This window comes from Niallia oryzisoli (genome assembly GCF_036670025.1).
Taxonomy (GTDB): domain Bacteria; phylum Bacillota; class Bacilli; order Bacillales; family Cytobacillaceae; genus Bacillus_BD; species Bacillus_BD oryzisoli.
In genome coordinates this window covers 2,087,350-2,104,327 of record NZ_CP137640.1, presented here as the reverse complement: position 1 = coordinate 2,104,327, position 16,978 = coordinate 2,087,350, and the positions used below count along the sequence as shown (strand labels likewise).

Here is a 16,978-nt window from a genome sequence, read left to right as displayed (position 1 = left end):
TTAAAAAATAAAGTATCCATTCTCCTTTTCCAATATTCCATCATTTTTAAGAACCGATAATGTTCGGTTGACATGCTCCCGCGAAGTATTACATAATTTCTTGATATCTGTATCATTTAGCTTCACTTTCAACAAGATTTTTCCGTTATTTAAAACTTTTCCAAACTTAGTAGTAAGATAGTGTAATATAGAGAAAATAGTTTCTCTTTTCTTCAATATAGATAGATTGATGATTCTTTCAGTGGCATCATATAATAATTTTTCAATTGTCCTATTAAAAACGATTCTAATCTCTTTATTCATCCCAGCATGAAGCAGAAATGTTTCACTATTCAAAAAAGTAAGTTCCGTATCTTCAATAAATACTGCTTTCAATTGACATTCATCAAATGAACACATACTATCTACATATCCAAAAAGTTCCCCATCCTTATAAATATCAATGGCAAGTTGATTCTTATGATTTCCATATAATAGTTTTACGATTCCGCTCTTTATGTAAAACAGGCTTTGATCTGCATTTATATAAATGCTCTGGTTTTTTTTATATGATTTTTTCTTCCCGTAATTTACCGCAAATTCTTTTAATAACATGTTCCCCCTCTTAAATTCCTAATCATAGATTGATATCTCTAAATAGAGTAAAAACACCTAATACATGTATTATGATTATTTTGTGAACATTTTCGTATCCCTTTCAGTTCCTATTCCTCTCAATTCAACTCCTCTTTTCATAAAAAACGCCTATAGGAACGAATTCCTATAGGCAAATAATTAGTTTTGCAGATAAAACAACCATTCTAACTTCTGTCATTTCTTCAACAGCTTACTTTGGACCTTCTCTGCCGGGCGCCGCTCTTATCGATACCGCCATATGGCATAATGTCTGCACGATAGGATGAAGTGTCATTAATGATCACGCCGCCTGTTTGAATCTTTTTAGCAGCTTTCCATTCTGGCCTCCTGGAAAAAAATGAATCAGAATCCCTTCCTCTTTCTTTTTATTGAATAGTTGGATAGGCAGCTTATGCAGTCACAAAACCAGCAAAAAAATGTTCAAATATTCACATACTTACATTTGATTTCTTATATATATTCATTTAGGCATTTACTAAATGAATATTGCTATTTAATAAATTGGGTAGAGCCTTAGAAATGGTTTTTAACGGCTCACTTGTTTTTTGTGTTAAGCAAAGCATGATTCCACCTTCGATGGAAGCAGTCATCATAAGCGCAATTGAATAGGCTGATTCCTCTGAAAAGCCATCAGCTGTCAGTTTATTAAAATAAATGCTTTCTATTTCCTGATATAGCTCTCCACATGCATTTCTTACAGCATCACTTAATAAGGCCATTTCACTGACAATACTGCTAAATGTATATCCTGTAAGTGTTCCTTCTGTCTCCAGATTCTTAATTATTTTTTCAATCATTGCAATTGCAGCATCCTGTGTAGTTGGGTACTGTTCAAAAATTTTCTCGATATCTATCGTAATTGCTTGTTTCAAGTTTTGCAGACAAGCAATTAGCAGCTCTTCTTTTCCCTTTGGAAAGTGATGGTAAAGCGAACCTTTTGAAATATTACATTCTTTTAGTATTTCGTTTAAACCTACACCTATGTAGCCTTTTTGTTGGAAAAGCTTTGTCGCTGTATCAATAATCAGTGATTTAGTATCCATTCTCTTCATACACCCCCATATTCAAACGGACCAGTTTGTCTGTAACTTTATTAAATATTTCTCAAAAAGTCAAGGGGATTAAAAAGGAGAAGCTCTCGCTACTCCTTAAAATCACTACTATTTAACAAAATCATATCTCCGATAGTAAACTCGATTTTGGAAAAACACTTCATCAAAGATGCCGGCACACTTTAAGATTTCTGTTTTGTAGGCAGCAGGCAAATCCTCACAGCTTAAATTAGAGACAAATTCTGTAGCACTTTCAAACCCATCCGTACTGCCGCCGACTAAATTATACAGTGGAATGATCCTACTAGGTCCTTCCCATTGAGAGTTTGTATATCGCTGGACAGCAATTTCGATATGAGGTAAAAACTCATTTTCGCTATTGTTTTGATAATAGTTATTCAACCGAACATTTAATATGACATCCTCATGTGTCATTTGCGGATCTTGCCAAACAGCGAAACCATCTGGAGTAATTCTATGCCAGTCAATCTCTACAGCAGGTAACGTTCTTGCACTTTCCTTAATCATTTCTACAAACTCTAAAAAAGTCATTCCTCTGTACATCTGTATCATCTCCTTTTTATTTTCAATTCTTGTTTAACTTGAGGAGCAATGATTCCAAACAGGCAGTAGATTTTTTAGTATTTTGTAATTTCATACTTATTATACTATTTCTATTATTTTCGACAATTCCCTTCTTTTATACGGGAAATACATAAATACGACACAAAGTTTACTTTAAATTAAAAACAATGCATAGCAATCAGCAACTAACACATACTACCATTAGGGACTTGTAGCTCAATGCTTAGAGCGGCCAGCAGTTACATCGTAAACTGTTGCGTATCTTGTGGGTTGAAATCCCATCAAGTCCCATCCATTTAGATGCTATCCTTATCACTTTACTGCTATAAAAAGAAAAAATCCCCGCTATTATATGGCGGGGATTTTTTCTTTTTAGCTAATTTATTAAATAAGGATAGTTAATAATAGCATTATTCAATTGATGCTGCTACTTCTTTTCCTTTAGCTGAATCTGTTTGTTTGCTTTCACTTGCAAGAATGTTCATTGCTGAGTATTTATCTGCAACTATTGATAACGCAATCGCAGCTACAACACCTACTCCAGAAAATATTAAGAAATTCACGAAATTTGGTACAGTTAGAGTTAATAGGAATCCACCTAAAATTGGGCCGACCATTCCGCCTAATCTTCCAACACCAGATGCTACGCCTAAAGCAGTTGATCTCATTTGTGAAGGATAGTAAGATGTTACATAAGCTTGAATAAACACTTGAGAACCAGTTGTAGCAGCACCTGCAATCGCTACTAATATGAAAATGTAGACTGTATTTCCACCAAAACCAAGTAAAGCTAGGGCAATTGCACCTGCAATATACGATGGAATAATAACTCTCTTAGATCCATATTTCTCACAAAGTTGACTAAGTCCAAGAATCCCAATAACTGCTCCACCTTGAAGGGCAATAAGGAAAGATAAACTTCCGTTTAATCCATATCCAGCTTCAATCATTAACTTCGGCAACCAAGTATTTAATCCATACACCATTAATAAGGCACAGAAGAACGCAACCCAAAACGCAATTGTACTTACAGCACGGTTTTCTTTAAATAATCCAACAACAGGTACTTTTGTTTCTGTTACTTTTACTTCTTCAATTTCATCATTTTTATTGAATGTTAATTGAGAGTTAATCTTTTTAAGTGTAGCAAATAGTTGTTCTTTTTTACCTGTTCTAATCAGATAGCTTGTTGATTCTGGTAATTGCTTCAACATGAATGGAACAGCCAAAAGCGGAGATCCTGCTACCCAAAATACAGACTGCCAGCCAAAATTATTAATTAATAGAACACCAACCGTTGGAGCAAGCGCACCGCCAACTGCAAAGCTTACTAATGTAATAGACACTAATTTAACTTTCATAGATCTTGGAGCATAGTCTGTTACTAGAGCTGCTATGTTCGGCATGATGCCTCCTAGTCCTAATCCTGCAATAAAACGATAGATTGCAAAAGTAGTTGCATCACCGGCAAACGCACATAATAAAGTAAATACACTGAATAACAGTACGTTAATAATAATTACTTTCTTTCTTCCAATCCGGTCTGCCATAATACCAAAAATAATTGCACCAAACATCATACCAAACAATCCATAACTTCCAATCGTTCCTGCTTCAACAGAAGTCATATTCCATTCCTCCATCAAAATTGGAAGAACCGTTCCGTATACGGACAAATCATAACCATCGAACAAAATAATCATGAAACTCCATAAAAATAGTACTAAGTGAAACCGGTTAAATTTACTGTCACCAATTATTGCAGCTGGATTAACTTTAGCCATTACAATCTCTCCTTCTAATTGAAATCGATATCATTTTTTAAATATTCAGTATTTTTTATTGAATCTGAATTTTTTAAATATTAAATGTATAATTTCGTAAAATTTTGATCATTGTCGGTATTTCTTGAAGTACCATTCGTTCTGTCTGCCGTATTCTCTGTGTCGACATTTTCAAATTTTGATGCAGTTCTCTTGCAAAAATTCAAGACTACTTCGGTTATTAGATACACTTTACCTTCCAACAGATCCAGAGTGGAGACCTATTGATTGACCTTTTCTGTTCTAGTTCTTAAGTGGAGGTACTTGTATCTAAATTAAATCATTTTATTTCTTTTTATATAACAGGTCCAGCCCTGTTCATTAAAAAGTTATTGTAGTTTAATACCAAATCGATCACCTCCTGCATTTGATCCTTTCTAATTTTCAGTATATTAATATTTTCTATTGTAGTCAATAAATTTTTTTAACATATTCATGATGAAAATATTAAAAAGAAAAAGTAAATTTCTGATAAAAATTTATATCTATTTTCATATTAAAAAACCAAAAACAGCCTATATGTTTTGAATTTCCCTAATATTATTAAGCTTTTTCTACTAATTCTCAATGTCTAGATGGATGCAATTTTGGTATTGTGAAATAAACAACAAGTATAATATACCTTCAATATAGGTTTATTTTTTCATTCACTATAAAATATTTCTATAATTATTTTGTGTTATCCAAAAAAACTGTTATAGTGATATTTCATTCGCTATTATGTTAGTTAGATTTTAAGCTTCTATATTTCCCTATTTGTTTTTAACAGCTGCTATCGAGCATCTTATTAAATAGTCCTTTGCTATGTATGGCACGAGGTTAACTTTAACTATTATGTATTTAGCACAATGTTAATGATGATAATGGGTTGCTAAAAATGAGCACAATAAAAAAAGCGAACTGCCATAACAGTCCGCTATTGATAAATAATTGCTATGATTTCATCTACTGATTTTCCGCTTTCTATTTCATACATGCCGGGACGTAATGCATTTGAAAGGCCGCGCTTTTCAATTTCCTGTGCAAACTCCCAGCCATCCGGGATAATTTTGGCCTGCTCTAGAGCATTTCCAACATCAATACTCGTCATTCCAGATGAAACAGACAGCATCGTTCGGTAGATAACCTTTTCTGGCTGTGCTTCCTGGGACTTTTCCTTTTTTTCAGATGCAGACGTCTGTTGATTCCATTCCTCTTCTGTATGAATAACATAACCTTCAGCCGCAAGCTTGCTTTTCATTTCATCTACCGATAAAGCAGCTGTATTTTCTGCTGGATCTACTTTCTCACTACTCTTTACTTCACCTGGACTAAGATAATACACAGCAGCACAGACACTGGCTGCAACGAATAGACCTCCGGCAAAGCTGCGCAATGAATTAGAAGTCATTTGATACTTTCCCTCCTTCATCATTCGCTTTTATATAGGGAGTAAGTAATTGAGTAACCTCTTCTACATTCATCTGCTTTTTCGTTGCAATACTTTCAAAAGAATAGCCGCGGCGGTGTAATTCTAGTATTTCCCGTAACAAATACCGATGCGAAGCAGACCCAACCTGTATACCTGCTTCCTGTATGGTTATTTCAGTATCAAGCTCGACGTTTCGAATTTGCTGCTGTAATTTATTAACTTCATTCATAAAAGTAAAGGACATTTCTTCTAGTTGTTGTTCATATGCTTTTGAAGAATCTTTCGCTTTTCGAAACGACATAATTAATAAAATGATAGCTGCAACAAACAAAATGGCAATAGCCCATTCCATTTTCGTAATCCTCCCTAAATGCATTTCTTTTTCTGCACTACATATTATACATGGATTTTAGTCAAATTTCGATTTAAAGCGACAAAATCCCTCGAAAGTATTAAGTTAACAGAATTTGTGATAAATAGATTAGCAGAATAATAGGTCTATAGAATGCTATTATTCTTCTATTGAAAAGATTAGAATCTTTTTAAAAATTTTCTTATAAAATAATATCTACCATATCATAGTTATCAATAAACGTAATATTAAGCATCTTATTTTACTTTAACCTGTTTTAATCATTTCATTCGGGATACGCATTTTTCAGAAAGGATATTGATTGTTTTATTAAAGCTTTTAGGACCTCTACATCGATATCATCTACTTTATTGATATAGACACATGCTTTTCCGGTTGTATGTTTTCCTAAGTCAAGTAACAATTCTTCTCGTTTTTCATCTCCAGGTGCAAAATATAAACTGATTTTTGCTTTTCGCGGCGAAAATCCGACAAGCGGCGCATCACCTTCATGACCGGATTTATATTTATAATGATAGGACCCAAAACCAATTATACTGGGCCCCCACATTTTAGCTGGAGAGCCACTTGTCTCCGTGAAAATATCCAGTAATTTATATGCATCGTCGCGCTTTTTAGGATTGTCAATTTGCTCTATAAACTCAATTACATTATTATCATTTTCTTTCGTTTTTAGCTCATACATAAAATCACTCACTCTCCTTTAATGTAAGTTATTATACCTTCTACAAAAAACAATAGCCAAAAAGGAAAACTGCATAGGCATCCTTTTTGGCTATAGAATAATGTGTATACCCACAAAATTAATTAAACAAATAATAGCTCATACACTTCATTTAAATGACGGGCTCTAACGTAGTCCTTTTCTTGTTTAGAATAGTCAATGGCCTCCATCAAAATTTGATTAAGATATTGATTTTCCTCTTGAGTTAATACTCTAACAAATTTCCCATCTGAAGAAAAATTATGTGTGGAAACTTTTTGATAGAGTTTTTTTCCAACATCATCAGTTTCTGTGTGACCGGATAAAATCTCCCGTAAATATTCAAGTGATTGATCCATTCATGACACTCCTTATTCCGGTATATATAGAACAAACTTGTTTTTTGGATGCTCATTTTTCTTTAGAAATATCGTCTTCAACATATGGATCATGTTCAAATGCAGGCAGATCGCCAAAAGTTGTCATAATCCCTTCCTCATCTAAAGCTTCTTCATATTGTTGATGCTTTTCAGTCGGATAAATGGTTATGTTTTTACCTTCTATATCTGTTCCGACAAAATTTTCATAATCCTCCACATAGCCAACATTTTCATCATAATCCATAAACGTATCATGGTAACTTTCTGACGGAAATTCAAAATCTGAAGGAGTTTCAGAAGTACCCCATTGAGCAACCTCTTGCCATGAATCTTCCGCATCAAAGGCGACTGTTTCATCCTGTTCATCCATCACAAACTTGCCGAACGGAGGCATTAATACACCTTCTTCAATTGGGCGGTTCGTCGAAATGGTTTGATCAGGGCTGTGTTCCTTACAATATAAAGTACTCGGTAATGCCTCCAGCCTCTCAAGCGGTATTTCCTGTTGGCAGGTTAGGCATTTTCCATATGTCCCATTGTCAATTGCTTTCAGTGCAGACTCAATGTTTTCAAGCTCGTAATCCTGATGTTGATGTAAAGCAACATCCTTTTCCCGCTCAAACAAGTCAGTACCTTCATCTGCTGGATGGTTATCATAGCTTGATAATTCCCCCATTGATTCATGGGTATGACCTCTATTCAAACCAAACATATCATTACTCTCTTGTCTTTCATCAATATCCTGCTTCATTGCTAATAATGTCGAGCGAAATTTAGTTATTTGCTGTTGATTTAACGGCATATTATCAACCCTTTTATGTTTATTTACAGTGATTCTCCCTTTAACCGTATCGTCTACATTTTCACTATCAAGTATCATTGATTAGTTTTTTACATACCTTTATTATTCGATTGTCTTCCCCTTATTATTCGGACTTCAGATAAATAGAAAAGGCTAGTCTGTTACCTACAACTAGCCGTCTTTCTTTTTGCATATTTATATAAAAAACACCATCTCCAAAACGGTGTAGAGAGTTAACTAGGATCGTTTTCATCTAACGATAAGGTAAATACTTTTGTAGATTCCCCCTTGCTGATTTCCTGTTCATTTGCATCTTTTAAGAGTTCATCCTCTGTATCAATTCCTTCAGCAAGTGTTGGTCCATTTGTTTGTTGTTGTTTTTTCATTCACTTGACACTCCTTTCAACCCTATACTCTCCAGGTGTGAAAGTTTCATGCATCTTTTAATAATGTTTATTCAAAGGATTTAACCAAGAAGTTTAATTATTTAGGCAAGAACTTGTCCTTATTTATCCCTTTCCTTCATAAAATAAAATATGAGAAGATACCTATTTATTTATACGTATTTACTATTTGGTTCTATTATTCAAGGCATGGCCATGTCCTTATTTTTATTTCCACACTCAATCCCTTCTGGAGGAGGAGCAGGGATTGCCATCCTGTTAAATCATTGGTTTGGCATATCCCTTGGTTTTTCTTTATGGCTGGCAAATATTTTCTTTTTAATTTTTGCACTACATTATTTTGGCTTTACATGGACCGTAAGAACCATTCTTGCCGTTGCAACAACATCTACGACTGTAACTATTTTATCCGCGGGGCTTCCCATTCCGCATATAAATATACTGTTTGATATTGTTGCTGGCAGTTTTTTCTTTGGTATCGGAGTTGGTATTTTGATTAGAGTAGGTGCCTCGAGCGGCGGTATGGCAATTCCTGCTGTTATGATTGCATCCTATAAAAAATGGAGTCCCGGAAAAGTCATGATGGCGATTAACTTTTGCATTTTTGTCATTACATCTCTTGTGATTGATTACAAAATTGTTGTATATGCCATCATTTGTCAATTAATCTCCACAAACATAATTGACATTATTTATAACATTCAACTTCAACATGTAAAAGGATTAGCGCCACATTGGCGTAAAAAATAGCAGAGCCTATGATAGGATCTGCTTTTCGTTTAAATAATCCATTATTTTTTGGACCGATTGCTCAATCGTCATTTGTTTGGTATCAATCAGTATTTCTGGATGATTAGGTTTTTCATAAGGTGAGTCTATCCCTGTGAAACCAGGGATCATTCCACTTCTTGCCTTTTTATATAACCCCTTTGGATCACGGTTCTCACAAACCTGGATTGGACAATCAACAAAAACCTCAATAAACTCATTTTTCTCGAACATATTCCGCACTAGCTGGCGGTCATCTCGAAAAGGAGAAATGAAGGCTGAGGATACAATGATTCCACTGTCGACAAACAACTTCGCCACTTCCCCGATGCGGCGGATGTTTTCTTTCCGGTCTTTTTCCTCAAAACTTAAGTCACTATTTAATCCATGACGGATGTTATCGCCATCAAGGACATAGGTTCTGCAATTTTGCTGAAATAAAGCATAATCAACGGCATTAGCCAACGTGGATTTGCCAGAGCCTGAAAGTCCTGTAAACCAAAGCACACAACTTTTATGACCATTTAAATCATGACGATTTTTCTTTGTTACAGTCATATAATGCCAGATGATATTATTACTGAGCTTCATAAACCAACATCCTTTATGAGTTTGTATAGACTTCCTTCATGCCTTCGATCAAAATCTCGATTACTTCTTTTCGGCTGAATTCTTTTGGAGGATGCTGCCCATTTTTTAACATTGCTCTTACAGCTGTCCCTGATAAAATGATTCGATCCTCTTGAGTATGCGGACATGTTTTTTCTGATGCCATATTGTCGCACTTTTTGCAAAAAAAACTGTGCTCAAAAAATAACGGTTGGATTCCCAGCTCTTCTTCATTAAATTGACTAAAGATTTTTTGGGCATCATAGGTGCCATAGTAATTTCCTACACCAGCATGGTCCCGGCCAACAATAAAGTGCGTGCAGCCAAAGTTCTTCCTTACAAGCGCATGAAAAATCGCTTCTCTTGGTCCAGCATACCGCATGGCCGCCGGAAATACCGACATAAAAACACGGTCTTTTGGATAATAATTCTCTAGTAGTGCCTGGTAGCTCTTCATTCTAACTTCACCGGGAATATCATCTGATTTTGTTTCCCCTACAAGCGGATTTAAAAATAAGCCATCCACTATTTCTAAAGCTGTTTTTTGAATATACTCATGGGCTCGATGAATCGGGTTGCGAGTCTGAAAGCCAACAATTGTCTTCCAACCAAGATTTTTAAAAGACTCTCTTGTTTGAATCGGATCTAAATAATAGGAGTTAAATTTATTTTTTTCCGGTCTTTTCACTAAAGTAATGGGACCGGATATATACACTTCAGGACGTTCGAATAATTTTTTTACACCCGGATGGTTCAAATCTGTTGTTTTATATACTCTTACAGCTTCTTCCTTTTTATCCGGAATGTAAATTTCCTTTACTTCCATGACACCATAGACAGTTCCTTTATCGATAAGATTAATGGTCTCCCCACGATTAAGCTCCATTGCTTTCTTTTTAGAAACGGCTAACGTAATCGGTAAAGACCAGGGAAGTCCATTAGAAAGTCTCATGTTTTGTACAACTGATTGATAATCTTTTTGATCCATAAACCCTTCAAGGGGACTATAGGCACCATTTGCAATTAATTCCAGATCACTTAGTTCCATCTTACTTAGTTCCACACTGTTATGAGAAGAATCAATTTTTCTCCTATGCTTTATGCGATTAACTAATTTCCCGCCATGCGGTTTATTTTCATACACGGCCTTTTCCTCCCCTGTTTCAATCATGTAAAACAGCCATATCTAAATGAAAAAATTCTCTTTTTGTCTAAAACTAGATTATTCAAAAATTGGGTGAATGTGTAGATTATGGGCTTTTACCTAGTATAAATAGGCATCTGCCCTTGAATAAACAGGTGAGTCCTATCTAATAATAGAAAGGCTTATTCTTTTTGTTGGGGGTGTATATTCATTGCCAAAGCACAAACACAAAGGTATGACCATTGCTGCAATTGGTTCCATACCGCTTATTCTGGTTTTAGGAAATTCCATGTTAATTCCCATACTTCCAAAAATGAAATCAGAATTAGCATTATCCCAATTTCAGACAAGTTTAATCATTACCGTCTTTTCGATTTCCGCAGCTATTATGATTCCGATTCTAGGTTACTTTTCCGACCGGTTTTCACGAAAGGCAGTGGTGATCCCAGCTCTTATTATGTACGGATGCGGGGGTATATTAGCGGGGGCCGCTGCCGCTTGGTTTTCAAATGCCTATACATGGATTCTTGCTGGGAGAATTATGCAGGGGATTGGTGCTGCAGGTACGACATCAATGGCAATGGCATTAACGGGGGATTTATTTAAAGGAGGAGAACAAAGCAAGGTACTAGGATTAGTGGAAGCATCAAACGGATTTGGTAAAGTTGTCAGTCCAATCATTGGTTCACTTTTGGCTCTCTTATTTTGGTACGCAGCATTTTTTGCCTTCCCAATTTTTTGCCTAATTTCTATCCTGTTAACGATTTTCTTTATCAAGGAAAAGAAAAAGAAAAAGGAACCGCCTTCATTTGGGAATTATGTTAAAGGTCTTGTCTCTGTGTTTAAAACAGAAGGACGATGGCTGTTTGTTGCCTATCTAGCAGGAGCCACTTGTTTATTTACTTTATTCGGAATTTTATTTTACATCTCCGATATCCTAGAAAAAGAACATAAAATTGATGGTGTAATAAAAGGGTGTATTTTAGCAATTCCATTGTTATTTATGACAACAACGTCTTATTTCACCGGCAGCAAAATTGGGAAGAATATGAAGCTGATGAAGAAATTAATCGTTTTAGGAATGCTTCTGATGACGGTATCTTTTGGTGTTCTCGTGTTTTTTACAAAGTTGATTCCCTTTTTCGCGATATTAGTCATCAGCAGTATTGGAACGGGACTTGCCTTACCTTGTATCAACAGCTTTATTACAGGTTCTGTTTCGATGGACCAAAGAGGCTTTGTCACTTCATTGTACGGCTCGGTTCGCTTTTTAGGTGTGGCTGTCGGTCCTCCAATATACGGTGCCTTAATGGAATGGTCAAGAACAGGAATGTTTTTAACAACAGCTGGATTAACGTTCGTTGTTGGATTATTGTGTGTCGCGTTTATTCAGGTAGGTAAAAAAGAATCTTCTAAAGGAAATGAAAAAGAAAAAGATACACTGTTTGAAAAATTACAGTTTACGTAAGGAGCTGGAAAAAGTTGCAAATCTATTTCTCACCAGAAGTGATCACATCGCAATTTCAAGTACTTAATGTGCTCGATTCAGCTGACAAGGCCGTAGGGAATGTTGCTTTTTTATTTGATGAAAAGAAACTATATGTTTATGGCATTTTGGAAGAAGAGGGCGTTGGCGCAGATTTTAAAGATTTGGTCACACCATATATAAAAGGACTGGCAAAGGCAAAGCCTGAACTGGATATTCTCTCCTGCCTATATGTTGGTTGTAAACAAATTAAATTGAACGAAGAAAAAGAAAACGAAAAATAACCTGCGTATCCTTTCTTCATACGAGTCCAGCATATAGAGCTGGGCTCTTTTTAAATATTTCCTTGCTTTAAATAAAGGCTCTGTTAAAGCATAATATTGAGTTTTAATTAGCAGGTTGATTGCAGTGGAGGGCACGAAGACTCCTGCGGGAGAAGCGGGATAGAAGTGATCCTGCTGAACAAAGTGTCGAGGAGGCTCGGCGGTCGCCCTAAGGTGCGCGAAGTGCCCGGAACGGAAATCAACAACCATGTTTAACAAAGCTTTAAATAAAAAGAGAAACCCAAGAAGATAGTATTATTTTTCTTTCTAATGTCTATCATGGAAATAGCCTACTGGAAATAGGAAAAAAGAAGAGGTTGTTTTTGAGGTGAATTATGGAAGAAAAAGAAACGAACAAAAAACTTGTTACAACCAATATTGAAGACAACGTAGCCTATTTACGCCAGGAGCTTGGCGTTGGTAAAAGTTTTGATATTATCCATCTAGATGTCGAGTATGCGGAAGTAAAAATGGCGCTTTTTCTCGTCGATGGTTTAATCAAAGACGATCTTCTTCATTTATTAATGAAGTTTTTAGCAAAGGTCAAAAAAGAAGAACTAGAAAAAAACACATTAAAAAAACTGCTTAAAACGTATATCCCATATGTGGAAATTGATACAACCGATGATTTAAATAAAGTGGTTGACACGGTGCTATCAGGTCCAACTGCATTTGTTGTCGACGGAATTGATGAAGTCATCTTAATTGATGCACGGACATATCCAGTCAGAGGACCGGAAGAACCTGACACAGAGCGGGTCGTCAGAGGCTCCAGAGATGGTTTTGTTGAAACCATTGTTTTCAACACTGCCTTAACGAGGAGAAGAGTTCGAGACCGGACATTAAGAATGGAATTTATGCAGGTTGGCCGCCGCTCTAAAACAGATATTGTCATTTGTTATATAGAAGACATTGCCAATCCAAAAATGATTAAAAAGTTAAAAGATACAATAGGTAAAATCGATACCGACGGTCTGCCAATGGCTGATAAAACAATTGAAGAATATATTTCGAACAGTTACTGGAACCCCTTCCCAGTTGTCCGTTATACTGAACGTCCTGATACAGCGGCGACTCATTTATTTGAAGGGCATGTCGTTATTTTTACGGATGGATCTCCATCAGCCATGATTACGCCTGTTACCTATTGGCATCATGTACAACATGCCGAAGAATATCGTAACAATCCAATAGCCGGCGCGTATTTACGTTTTGTTCGTTATTTGGCAATTTTTGGCTCTATTTTCTTAATGCCGCTATGGTACCTACTTAATGTCGAGCCAGGACTTGTGCCAGAGGCGATTGATTTTATCGGACCTAATGAACCTGGACAAATTCCATTAATTCTGCAATTTTTATTAATTGAAGTCGGGTTGGATATGCTGCGAATGGCCGCCATTCATACCCCTACTTCACTCGCAACTGCCCTCGGTCTTGTTGCAGCATTAATGATCGGCCAAATAGCAGTTGAGGTTGGCCTATTTACAAACGAAGTAATCTTGTATTTTTCGATTGCCGCCATCGGAACCTTTGCCACTCCAAGTTATGAACTTAGTTTAGCAAATCGGCTCGTTCGGATTGCTTTATTACTATTAACTGCTTTGTTCCATACATATGGTTACATAATCGGAATTGTTCTGTTTGTTATTTCCCTTACTCGGATGAATTCGTTTGGAGTTCCATATTTATGGCCGTTCATACCGTTTAATTTACGGGCCTTCCGTGATGTTTTATTAAGGTCGCCTATTCCTTTAAAAAATCGGCGCCCGCGAATTCTAAAACCAAAGGATCCCGATCGATAAAAAAAGCGCATTTTAGCGCTTTTTTTATGTTTATGTATTCCATTCTCATTAACCGCTTCTAACGCCATAGAGAATACAAGCGACTCCTCCAAAGATCCATAGTAACTTAATGAATGAAATTTTATCTGCTATTCCAACTAAACCAATGGTAGTTGTAATAATTAAGATAATCGGGCCAATTAACGCAAGTGAGCTATTTATCATAAGCGCTTTTTCAATATCATTATATTTCAAAAACAAAAAAGCAACGAAAATTTCTATACTGCCAGAGAGCATTCGCAGTAATGCCATCCCAATAATTGCCTTTTCTAAAAATTGAAACATATTTTTCCTCCTAAACACTTTGCTTGCTCTAATATATGCAGCAAAGCAGATAAGAAGGACAGGTTATCTTAAATTAAATAAAAAAGGTAAAAAGTTTCTCAATATCTATTGTTTATACTCAGCATCATAAGAATTTTCACCAGCATGGACAGACAATAATGTATCTGCATAACCGACGATTCGATTTACTATTTCATCTGCAATCGCATATACAAGCGGAGACAGCTCCGGCTGAAATAGAGCAGGGTCATCCAAGATGATGGTCGTATTGATGAAGACATCTCGATTTCCATAGAGATTGTAATGAACGATTACTTTTCCCACAGCTCCGCCAGTCCGCGGGTCATGATAACCAGGCAAAAAAACATACCACTCTTCCGCTGTAGCTGAGCGGAAGTTTTTTGTAAATGTCATTCCGATTATTTGTTGTTCAGTTAATCTTTTCATTTCTTTCGTCATTGCTTGTGTAATTTTATCAGCCATATGAACTTCCTCACTTCTTCCCGATTCCTTTGATAATGAATACTTTACCCTTCCGAAAATAAACCTATTAACTTTTTTCATACATTTTATTGCACAAAAGAAGGAAATACTAATAGTACTTATTCTTTAGAGGGGCGATTCAATATGAACGAAAATACTTTATCCATTTTTGCCTTAGGTGGAATTAATGAAATAGGAAAAAATATGTATGTGGTTCAGTATGGCGATGATATAGTTGTCATTGACTGCGGCGGAAAATTTCCTGATGAAAGTTTATTAGGCATTGATTTAATCATCCCTGATATAGCGTACCTGGAAGAAAACAAAGAAAATATCCGTGCCTTAATCGTGACACACGGACACGAAGATCATATCGGTGGAATTCCTTACTTTTTAAAGAAATTAAATGTGCCTATCTACGGTACTCGTTTTACATTAGGGTTGATTGAATTAAAATTAGATGAGCATAAGCTTCTGCGCGACACAAAGCTGATTCCAATTGATTCAGAGTCAAAACTTGAATTTGGGCAAATGACTACGACCTTTTTCCGTATCAGTCATAGTATCCCCGACTGCTTAGGTGTGGTTTTTCATACGCCAGAAGGAAATGTTGTACATACAGGCGATTTCAAATTTGATTTAACTCCAGTCAATAAGCAGTATTCAGACATCCACAAGATGGCCGAAATTGGGAATCAAGGTGTTCTCGCGCTTGTTTCCGAAAGTACCAATGCAGAGCGTCCTGGATTAACTCCTTCAGAAATGCTAGTAGGCGGGCATATCGAAGAAGCTTTTATGAAAGCTGAACAAAAAATTATTATTTCTACTTTCGCGTCCAATATTAATCGGGTTCAGCAAATTGTCCATTCCTCAAAGAAAACACATCGTAAGCTTTGCCTGCTTGGACGCAGTATGGTAAATGTTGTTTCGGTAGCGATGGAGCGCGGCTACATTGATATTCCAGATGGCATGCTGATAGAGCCCTATCAAGTTAACGAGCTTCCGCCGGAAAAAGTAGTGATACTCTGTACGGGCAGTCAAGGCGAACCATTAGCCGCTCTTTCACGTCTTTCTAGCGGAAGTTATCGGGATATATCCATTTTACCAAACGATACGGTGATATTAGCTGCCTCTCCGATTCCAGGAAATGAAAAAAGTGTATCACGAATCATTGATAACCTATTCCAGCTCGGTGCGAAAGTAATTTACGGCGGTTCAAATAAAACAGGCATGCATGTATCAGGGCATGGGTATCAGGAAGATTTGAAATTAATGCTTACGCTGATGAAACCAACCTATTTTATTCCGATTCATGGTGAGTATCGAATGCTGCATCATCATTGCTTATTAGCTGAGTCTGTTGGAGTTGAAAAAAATAATATGTTTATTATCAATAATGGAGATGTCGTTGATATTGAGCACGGTATTGCCCGTCAGACCCGAAAAATACCTTCGGGAGATACATATGTTGACGGCTGGGGTGTTGGCGATGTGGGAGATATTATTTTAAGAGACCGTAAGCAACTGTCAGAGGATGGAATGTTAGTCATCGTAATTACAATCAGTAAAAATGAAGGAAATCTTATCGCAGGACCTGATACCATTTCACGCGGATTTGTATTCGTTAAGGACTCTGAAGATCTCATAAAAGAAATAAATCAAAAGACGAAAAAAACAATTGAAGAGTTACAAAAGGAAAATAGACACCATCAATGGAAGGTTGTCAAACAACATATCAAAAAGGCAGTCGGTCAATATGTTTATAGTGAGACGAAAAGAAAGCCTATGATCCTTCCCATCATCATTGAGATTTAAACTACTCCACCTAAATTTTGTAACGAAAATTTGAAGATGGAGATTCCTGCGAACA

The 16,978-nt window shown here is 36.2% G+C and carries 20 protein-coding genes; 5 read left to right on the top strand and 15 right to left on the bottom strand.

The window, feature by feature from the left end; all coding sequences use genetic code 11:
* The 11 genes from R4Z09_RS10575 to R4Z09_RS10525 form a co-directional block, all read right to left on the bottom strand.
* Window positions 1-594: a Crp/Fnr family transcriptional regulator gene (locus R4Z09_RS10575; RefSeq protein ID WP_338452285.1), complete on the bottom strand. Its 594-nt coding sequence runs from the start codon at window positions 592-594 to the stop codon at window positions 1-3.
* 224 nt (window positions 595-818) lie between these two features.
* Window positions 819-920: a hypothetical protein gene (locus R4Z09_RS10570; RefSeq protein ID WP_338452284.1), complete on the bottom strand. Its 102-nt coding sequence runs from the start codon at window positions 918-920 to the stop codon at window positions 819-821.
* 180 nt (window positions 921-1,100) lie between these two features.
* Complete coding sequence (locus R4Z09_RS10565; RefSeq protein WP_338452283.1) at window positions 1,101-1,679, bottom strand: TetR/AcrR family transcriptional regulator; 579 nt, start codon at window positions 1,677-1,679, stop codon at window positions 1,101-1,103.
* A gap of 117 nt (window positions 1,680-1,796) precedes the next feature.
* Window positions 1,797-2,252, bottom strand: a complete 456-nt coding sequence (locus R4Z09_RS10560; RefSeq protein WP_338452282.1) for a hypothetical protein — start codon at window positions 2,250-2,252, stop codon at window positions 1,797-1,799.
* Window positions 2,253-2,683: 431 nt separating this feature from the next.
* On the bottom strand, window positions 2,684-4,057 hold the full coding sequence (locus tag R4Z09_RS10555) for an MFS transporter (protein ID WP_338452281.1): 1,374 nt from the start codon (window positions 4,055-4,057) through the stop codon (window positions 2,684-2,686).
* 955 nt (window positions 4,058-5,012) lie between these two features.
* Window positions 5,013-5,486, bottom strand: coding sequence for a hypothetical protein (locus R4Z09_RS10550; protein WP_338452280.1), 474 nt, complete (start codon window positions 5,484-5,486; stop codon window positions 5,013-5,015).
* Entirely contained in the window at window positions 5,476-5,859 is a 384-nt protein-coding gene (locus R4Z09_RS10545) for a hypothetical protein (RefSeq protein ID WP_338452279.1), read from the bottom strand. Before R4Z09_RS10545 ends, R4Z09_RS10550 begins: the two co-directional genes overlap by 11 nt.
* A gap of 286 nt (window positions 5,860-6,145) precedes the next feature.
* Window positions 6,146-6,565, bottom strand: a complete 420-nt coding sequence (locus R4Z09_RS10540) for a DUF1801 domain-containing protein (protein ID WP_338452278.1) — start codon at window positions 6,563-6,565, stop codon at window positions 6,146-6,148.
* Between the two features lie 122 nt (window positions 6,566-6,687).
* On the bottom strand, window positions 6,688-6,942 hold the full coding sequence (locus R4Z09_RS10535) for a sigma-G-dependent sporulation-specific acid-soluble spore protein CsgA (RefSeq protein WP_338452277.1): 255 nt from the start codon (window positions 6,940-6,942) through the stop codon (window positions 6,688-6,690).
* 52 nt (window positions 6,943-6,994) lie between these two features.
* The gene (locus R4Z09_RS10530; protein WP_338452276.1) at window positions 6,995-7,765 is read right to left on the bottom strand and encodes a TraR/DksA C4-type zinc finger protein; all 771 of its coding nucleotides are present in this window, start codon (window positions 7,763-7,765) and stop codon (window positions 6,995-6,997) included.
* A gap of 233 nt (window positions 7,766-7,998) precedes the next feature.
* On the bottom strand, window positions 7,999-8,151 hold the full coding sequence (locus R4Z09_RS10525; protein ID WP_338452275.1) for a hypothetical protein: 153 nt from the start codon (window positions 8,149-8,151) through the stop codon (window positions 7,999-8,001).
* A gap of 150 nt (window positions 8,152-8,301) precedes the next feature.
* Between R4Z09_RS10525 and R4Z09_RS10520 the strand changes: the two genes are divergently transcribed.
* Window positions 8,302-8,919: a YitT family protein gene (locus R4Z09_RS10520; RefSeq protein WP_338452274.1), complete on the top strand. Its 618-nt coding sequence runs from the start codon at window positions 8,302-8,304 to the stop codon at window positions 8,917-8,919.
* Between the two features lie 6 nt (window positions 8,920-8,925).
* On the opposite strand, the gene cysC is transcribed toward R4Z09_RS10520, so the two are convergent.
* Window positions 8,926-9,528: an adenylyl-sulfate kinase gene (gene cysC / locus R4Z09_RS10515; RefSeq protein ID WP_338452273.1), complete on the bottom strand. Its 603-nt coding sequence runs from the start codon at window positions 9,526-9,528 to the stop codon at window positions 8,926-8,928.
* Between the two features lie 13 nt (window positions 9,529-9,541).
* Window positions 9,542-10,690 carry a sulfate adenylyltransferase gene (gene sat / locus R4Z09_RS10510; RefSeq protein ID WP_338452272.1) on the bottom strand — a complete coding sequence of 383 codons (1,149 nt, stop codon included), beginning with the start codon at window positions 10,688-10,690 and terminating at the stop codon, window positions 9,542-9,544.
* A 235-nt stretch (window positions 10,691-10,925) separates the two neighbouring features.
* Between sat and R4Z09_RS10505 the strand changes: the two genes are divergently transcribed.
* The 3 genes from R4Z09_RS10505 (at window position 10,926) to R4Z09_RS10495 (ending at window position 14,301) form a co-directional block, all read left to right on the top strand.
* Entirely contained in the window at window positions 10,926-12,158 is a 1,233-nt protein-coding gene (locus R4Z09_RS10505) for an MFS transporter (RefSeq protein ID WP_338453245.1), read from the top strand.
* Between the two features lie 14 nt (window positions 12,159-12,172).
* Window positions 12,173-12,460 (top strand): hypothetical protein, encoded by a 288-nt coding sequence (locus R4Z09_RS10500; protein ID WP_338452271.1) that lies wholly within the window; start codon window positions 12,173-12,175, stop codon window positions 12,458-12,460.
* Between the two features lie 374 nt (window positions 12,461-12,834).
* Window positions 12,835-14,301, top strand: a complete 1,467-nt coding sequence (locus tag R4Z09_RS10495) for a spore germination protein (protein ID WP_338452270.1) — start codon at window positions 12,835-12,837, stop codon at window positions 14,299-14,301.
* 48 nt (window positions 14,302-14,349) lie between these two features.
* On the opposite strand, the gene R4Z09_RS10490 is transcribed toward R4Z09_RS10495, so the two are convergent.
* Complete coding sequence (locus R4Z09_RS10490) at window positions 14,350-14,625, bottom strand: DUF2619 domain-containing protein (protein WP_338452269.1); 276 nt, start codon at window positions 14,623-14,625, stop codon at window positions 14,350-14,352.
* A 105-nt stretch (window positions 14,626-14,730) separates the two neighbouring features.
* Window positions 14,731-15,108 (bottom strand): hypothetical protein, encoded by a 378-nt coding sequence (locus R4Z09_RS10485; protein ID WP_338452268.1) that lies wholly within the window; start codon window positions 15,106-15,108, stop codon window positions 14,731-14,733.
* A 144-nt stretch (window positions 15,109-15,252) separates the two neighbouring features.
* Here R4Z09_RS10485 and R4Z09_RS10480 point away from each other — a divergent pair, with 144 nt between their 5' ends.
* The gene (locus R4Z09_RS10480; RefSeq protein ID WP_338452267.1) at window positions 15,253-16,923 is read left to right on the top strand and encodes a ribonuclease J; all 1,671 of its coding nucleotides are present in this window, start codon (window positions 15,253-15,255) and stop codon (window positions 16,921-16,923) included.
* Window positions 16,924-16,978 lie beyond the last annotated feature (55 nt).

Bases quoted from the DNA above. Each gene is read 5' to 3' on its own strand.
- R4Z09_RS10495 (WP_338452270.1), top strand. From the start codon at position 12,835: ATGGAAGAAAAAGAAACGAACAAAAAACTTGTTACAACCAATATTGAA.
- R4Z09_RS10485 (WP_338452268.1), bottom strand. From the start codon at position 15,108: ATGGCTGATAAAATTACACAAGCAATGACGAAAGAAATGAAAAGATTA.
- R4Z09_RS10540 (WP_338452278.1), bottom strand. From the start codon at position 6,565: ATGTATGAGCTAAAAACGAAAGAAAATGATAATAATGTAATTGAGTTT.
- R4Z09_RS10545 (WP_338452279.1), bottom strand. From the start codon at position 5,859: ATGGAATGGGCTATTGCCATTTTGTTTGTTGCAGCTATCATTTTATTA.
- cysC (WP_338452273.1), bottom strand. From the start codon at position 9,528: ATGAAGCTCAGTAATAATATCATCTGGCATTATATGACTGTAACAAAG.
- R4Z09_RS10520 (WP_338452274.1), top strand. From the start codon at position 8,302: ATGAGAAGATACCTATTTATTTATACGTATTTACTATTTGGTTCTATT.
- R4Z09_RS10525 (WP_338452275.1), bottom strand. From the start codon at position 8,151: ATGAAAAAACAACAACAAACAAATGGACCAACACTTGCTGAAGGAATT.
- R4Z09_RS10530 (WP_338452276.1), bottom strand. From the start codon at position 7,765: ATGCCGTTAAATCAACAGCAAATAACTAAATTTCGCTCGACATTATTA.
- R4Z09_RS10550 (WP_338452280.1), bottom strand. From the start codon at position 5,486: ATGACTTCTAATTCATTGCGCAGCTTTGCCGGAGGTCTATTCGTTGCA.
- R4Z09_RS10490 (WP_338452269.1), bottom strand. From the start codon at position 14,625: ATGTTTCAATTTTTAGAAAAGGCAATTATTGGGATGGCATTACTGCGA.
- R4Z09_RS10560 (WP_338452282.1), bottom strand. From the start codon at position 2,252: ATGTACAGAGGAATGACTTTTTTAGAGTTTGTAGAAATGATTAAGGAA.
- R4Z09_RS10575 (WP_338452285.1), bottom strand. From the start codon at position 594: ATGTTATTAAAAGAATTTGCGGTAAATTACGGGAAGAAAAAATCATAT.
- R4Z09_RS10565 (WP_338452283.1), bottom strand. From the start codon at position 1,679: ATGGATACTAAATCACTGATTATTGATACAGCGACAAAGCTTTTCCAA.
- R4Z09_RS10505 (WP_338453245.1), top strand. From the start codon at position 10,926: ATGACCATTGCTGCAATTGGTTCCATACCGCTTATTCTGGTTTTAGGA.
- R4Z09_RS10535 (WP_338452277.1), bottom strand. From the start codon at position 6,942: ATGGATCAATCACTTGAATATTTACGGGAGATTTTATCCGGTCACACA.
- R4Z09_RS10480 (WP_338452267.1), top strand. From the start codon at position 15,253: ATGAACGAAAATACTTTATCCATTTTTGCCTTAGGTGGAATTAATGAA.
- R4Z09_RS10555 (WP_338452281.1), bottom strand. From the start codon at position 4,057: ATGGCTAAAGTTAATCCAGCTGCAATAATTGGTGACAGTAAATTTAAC.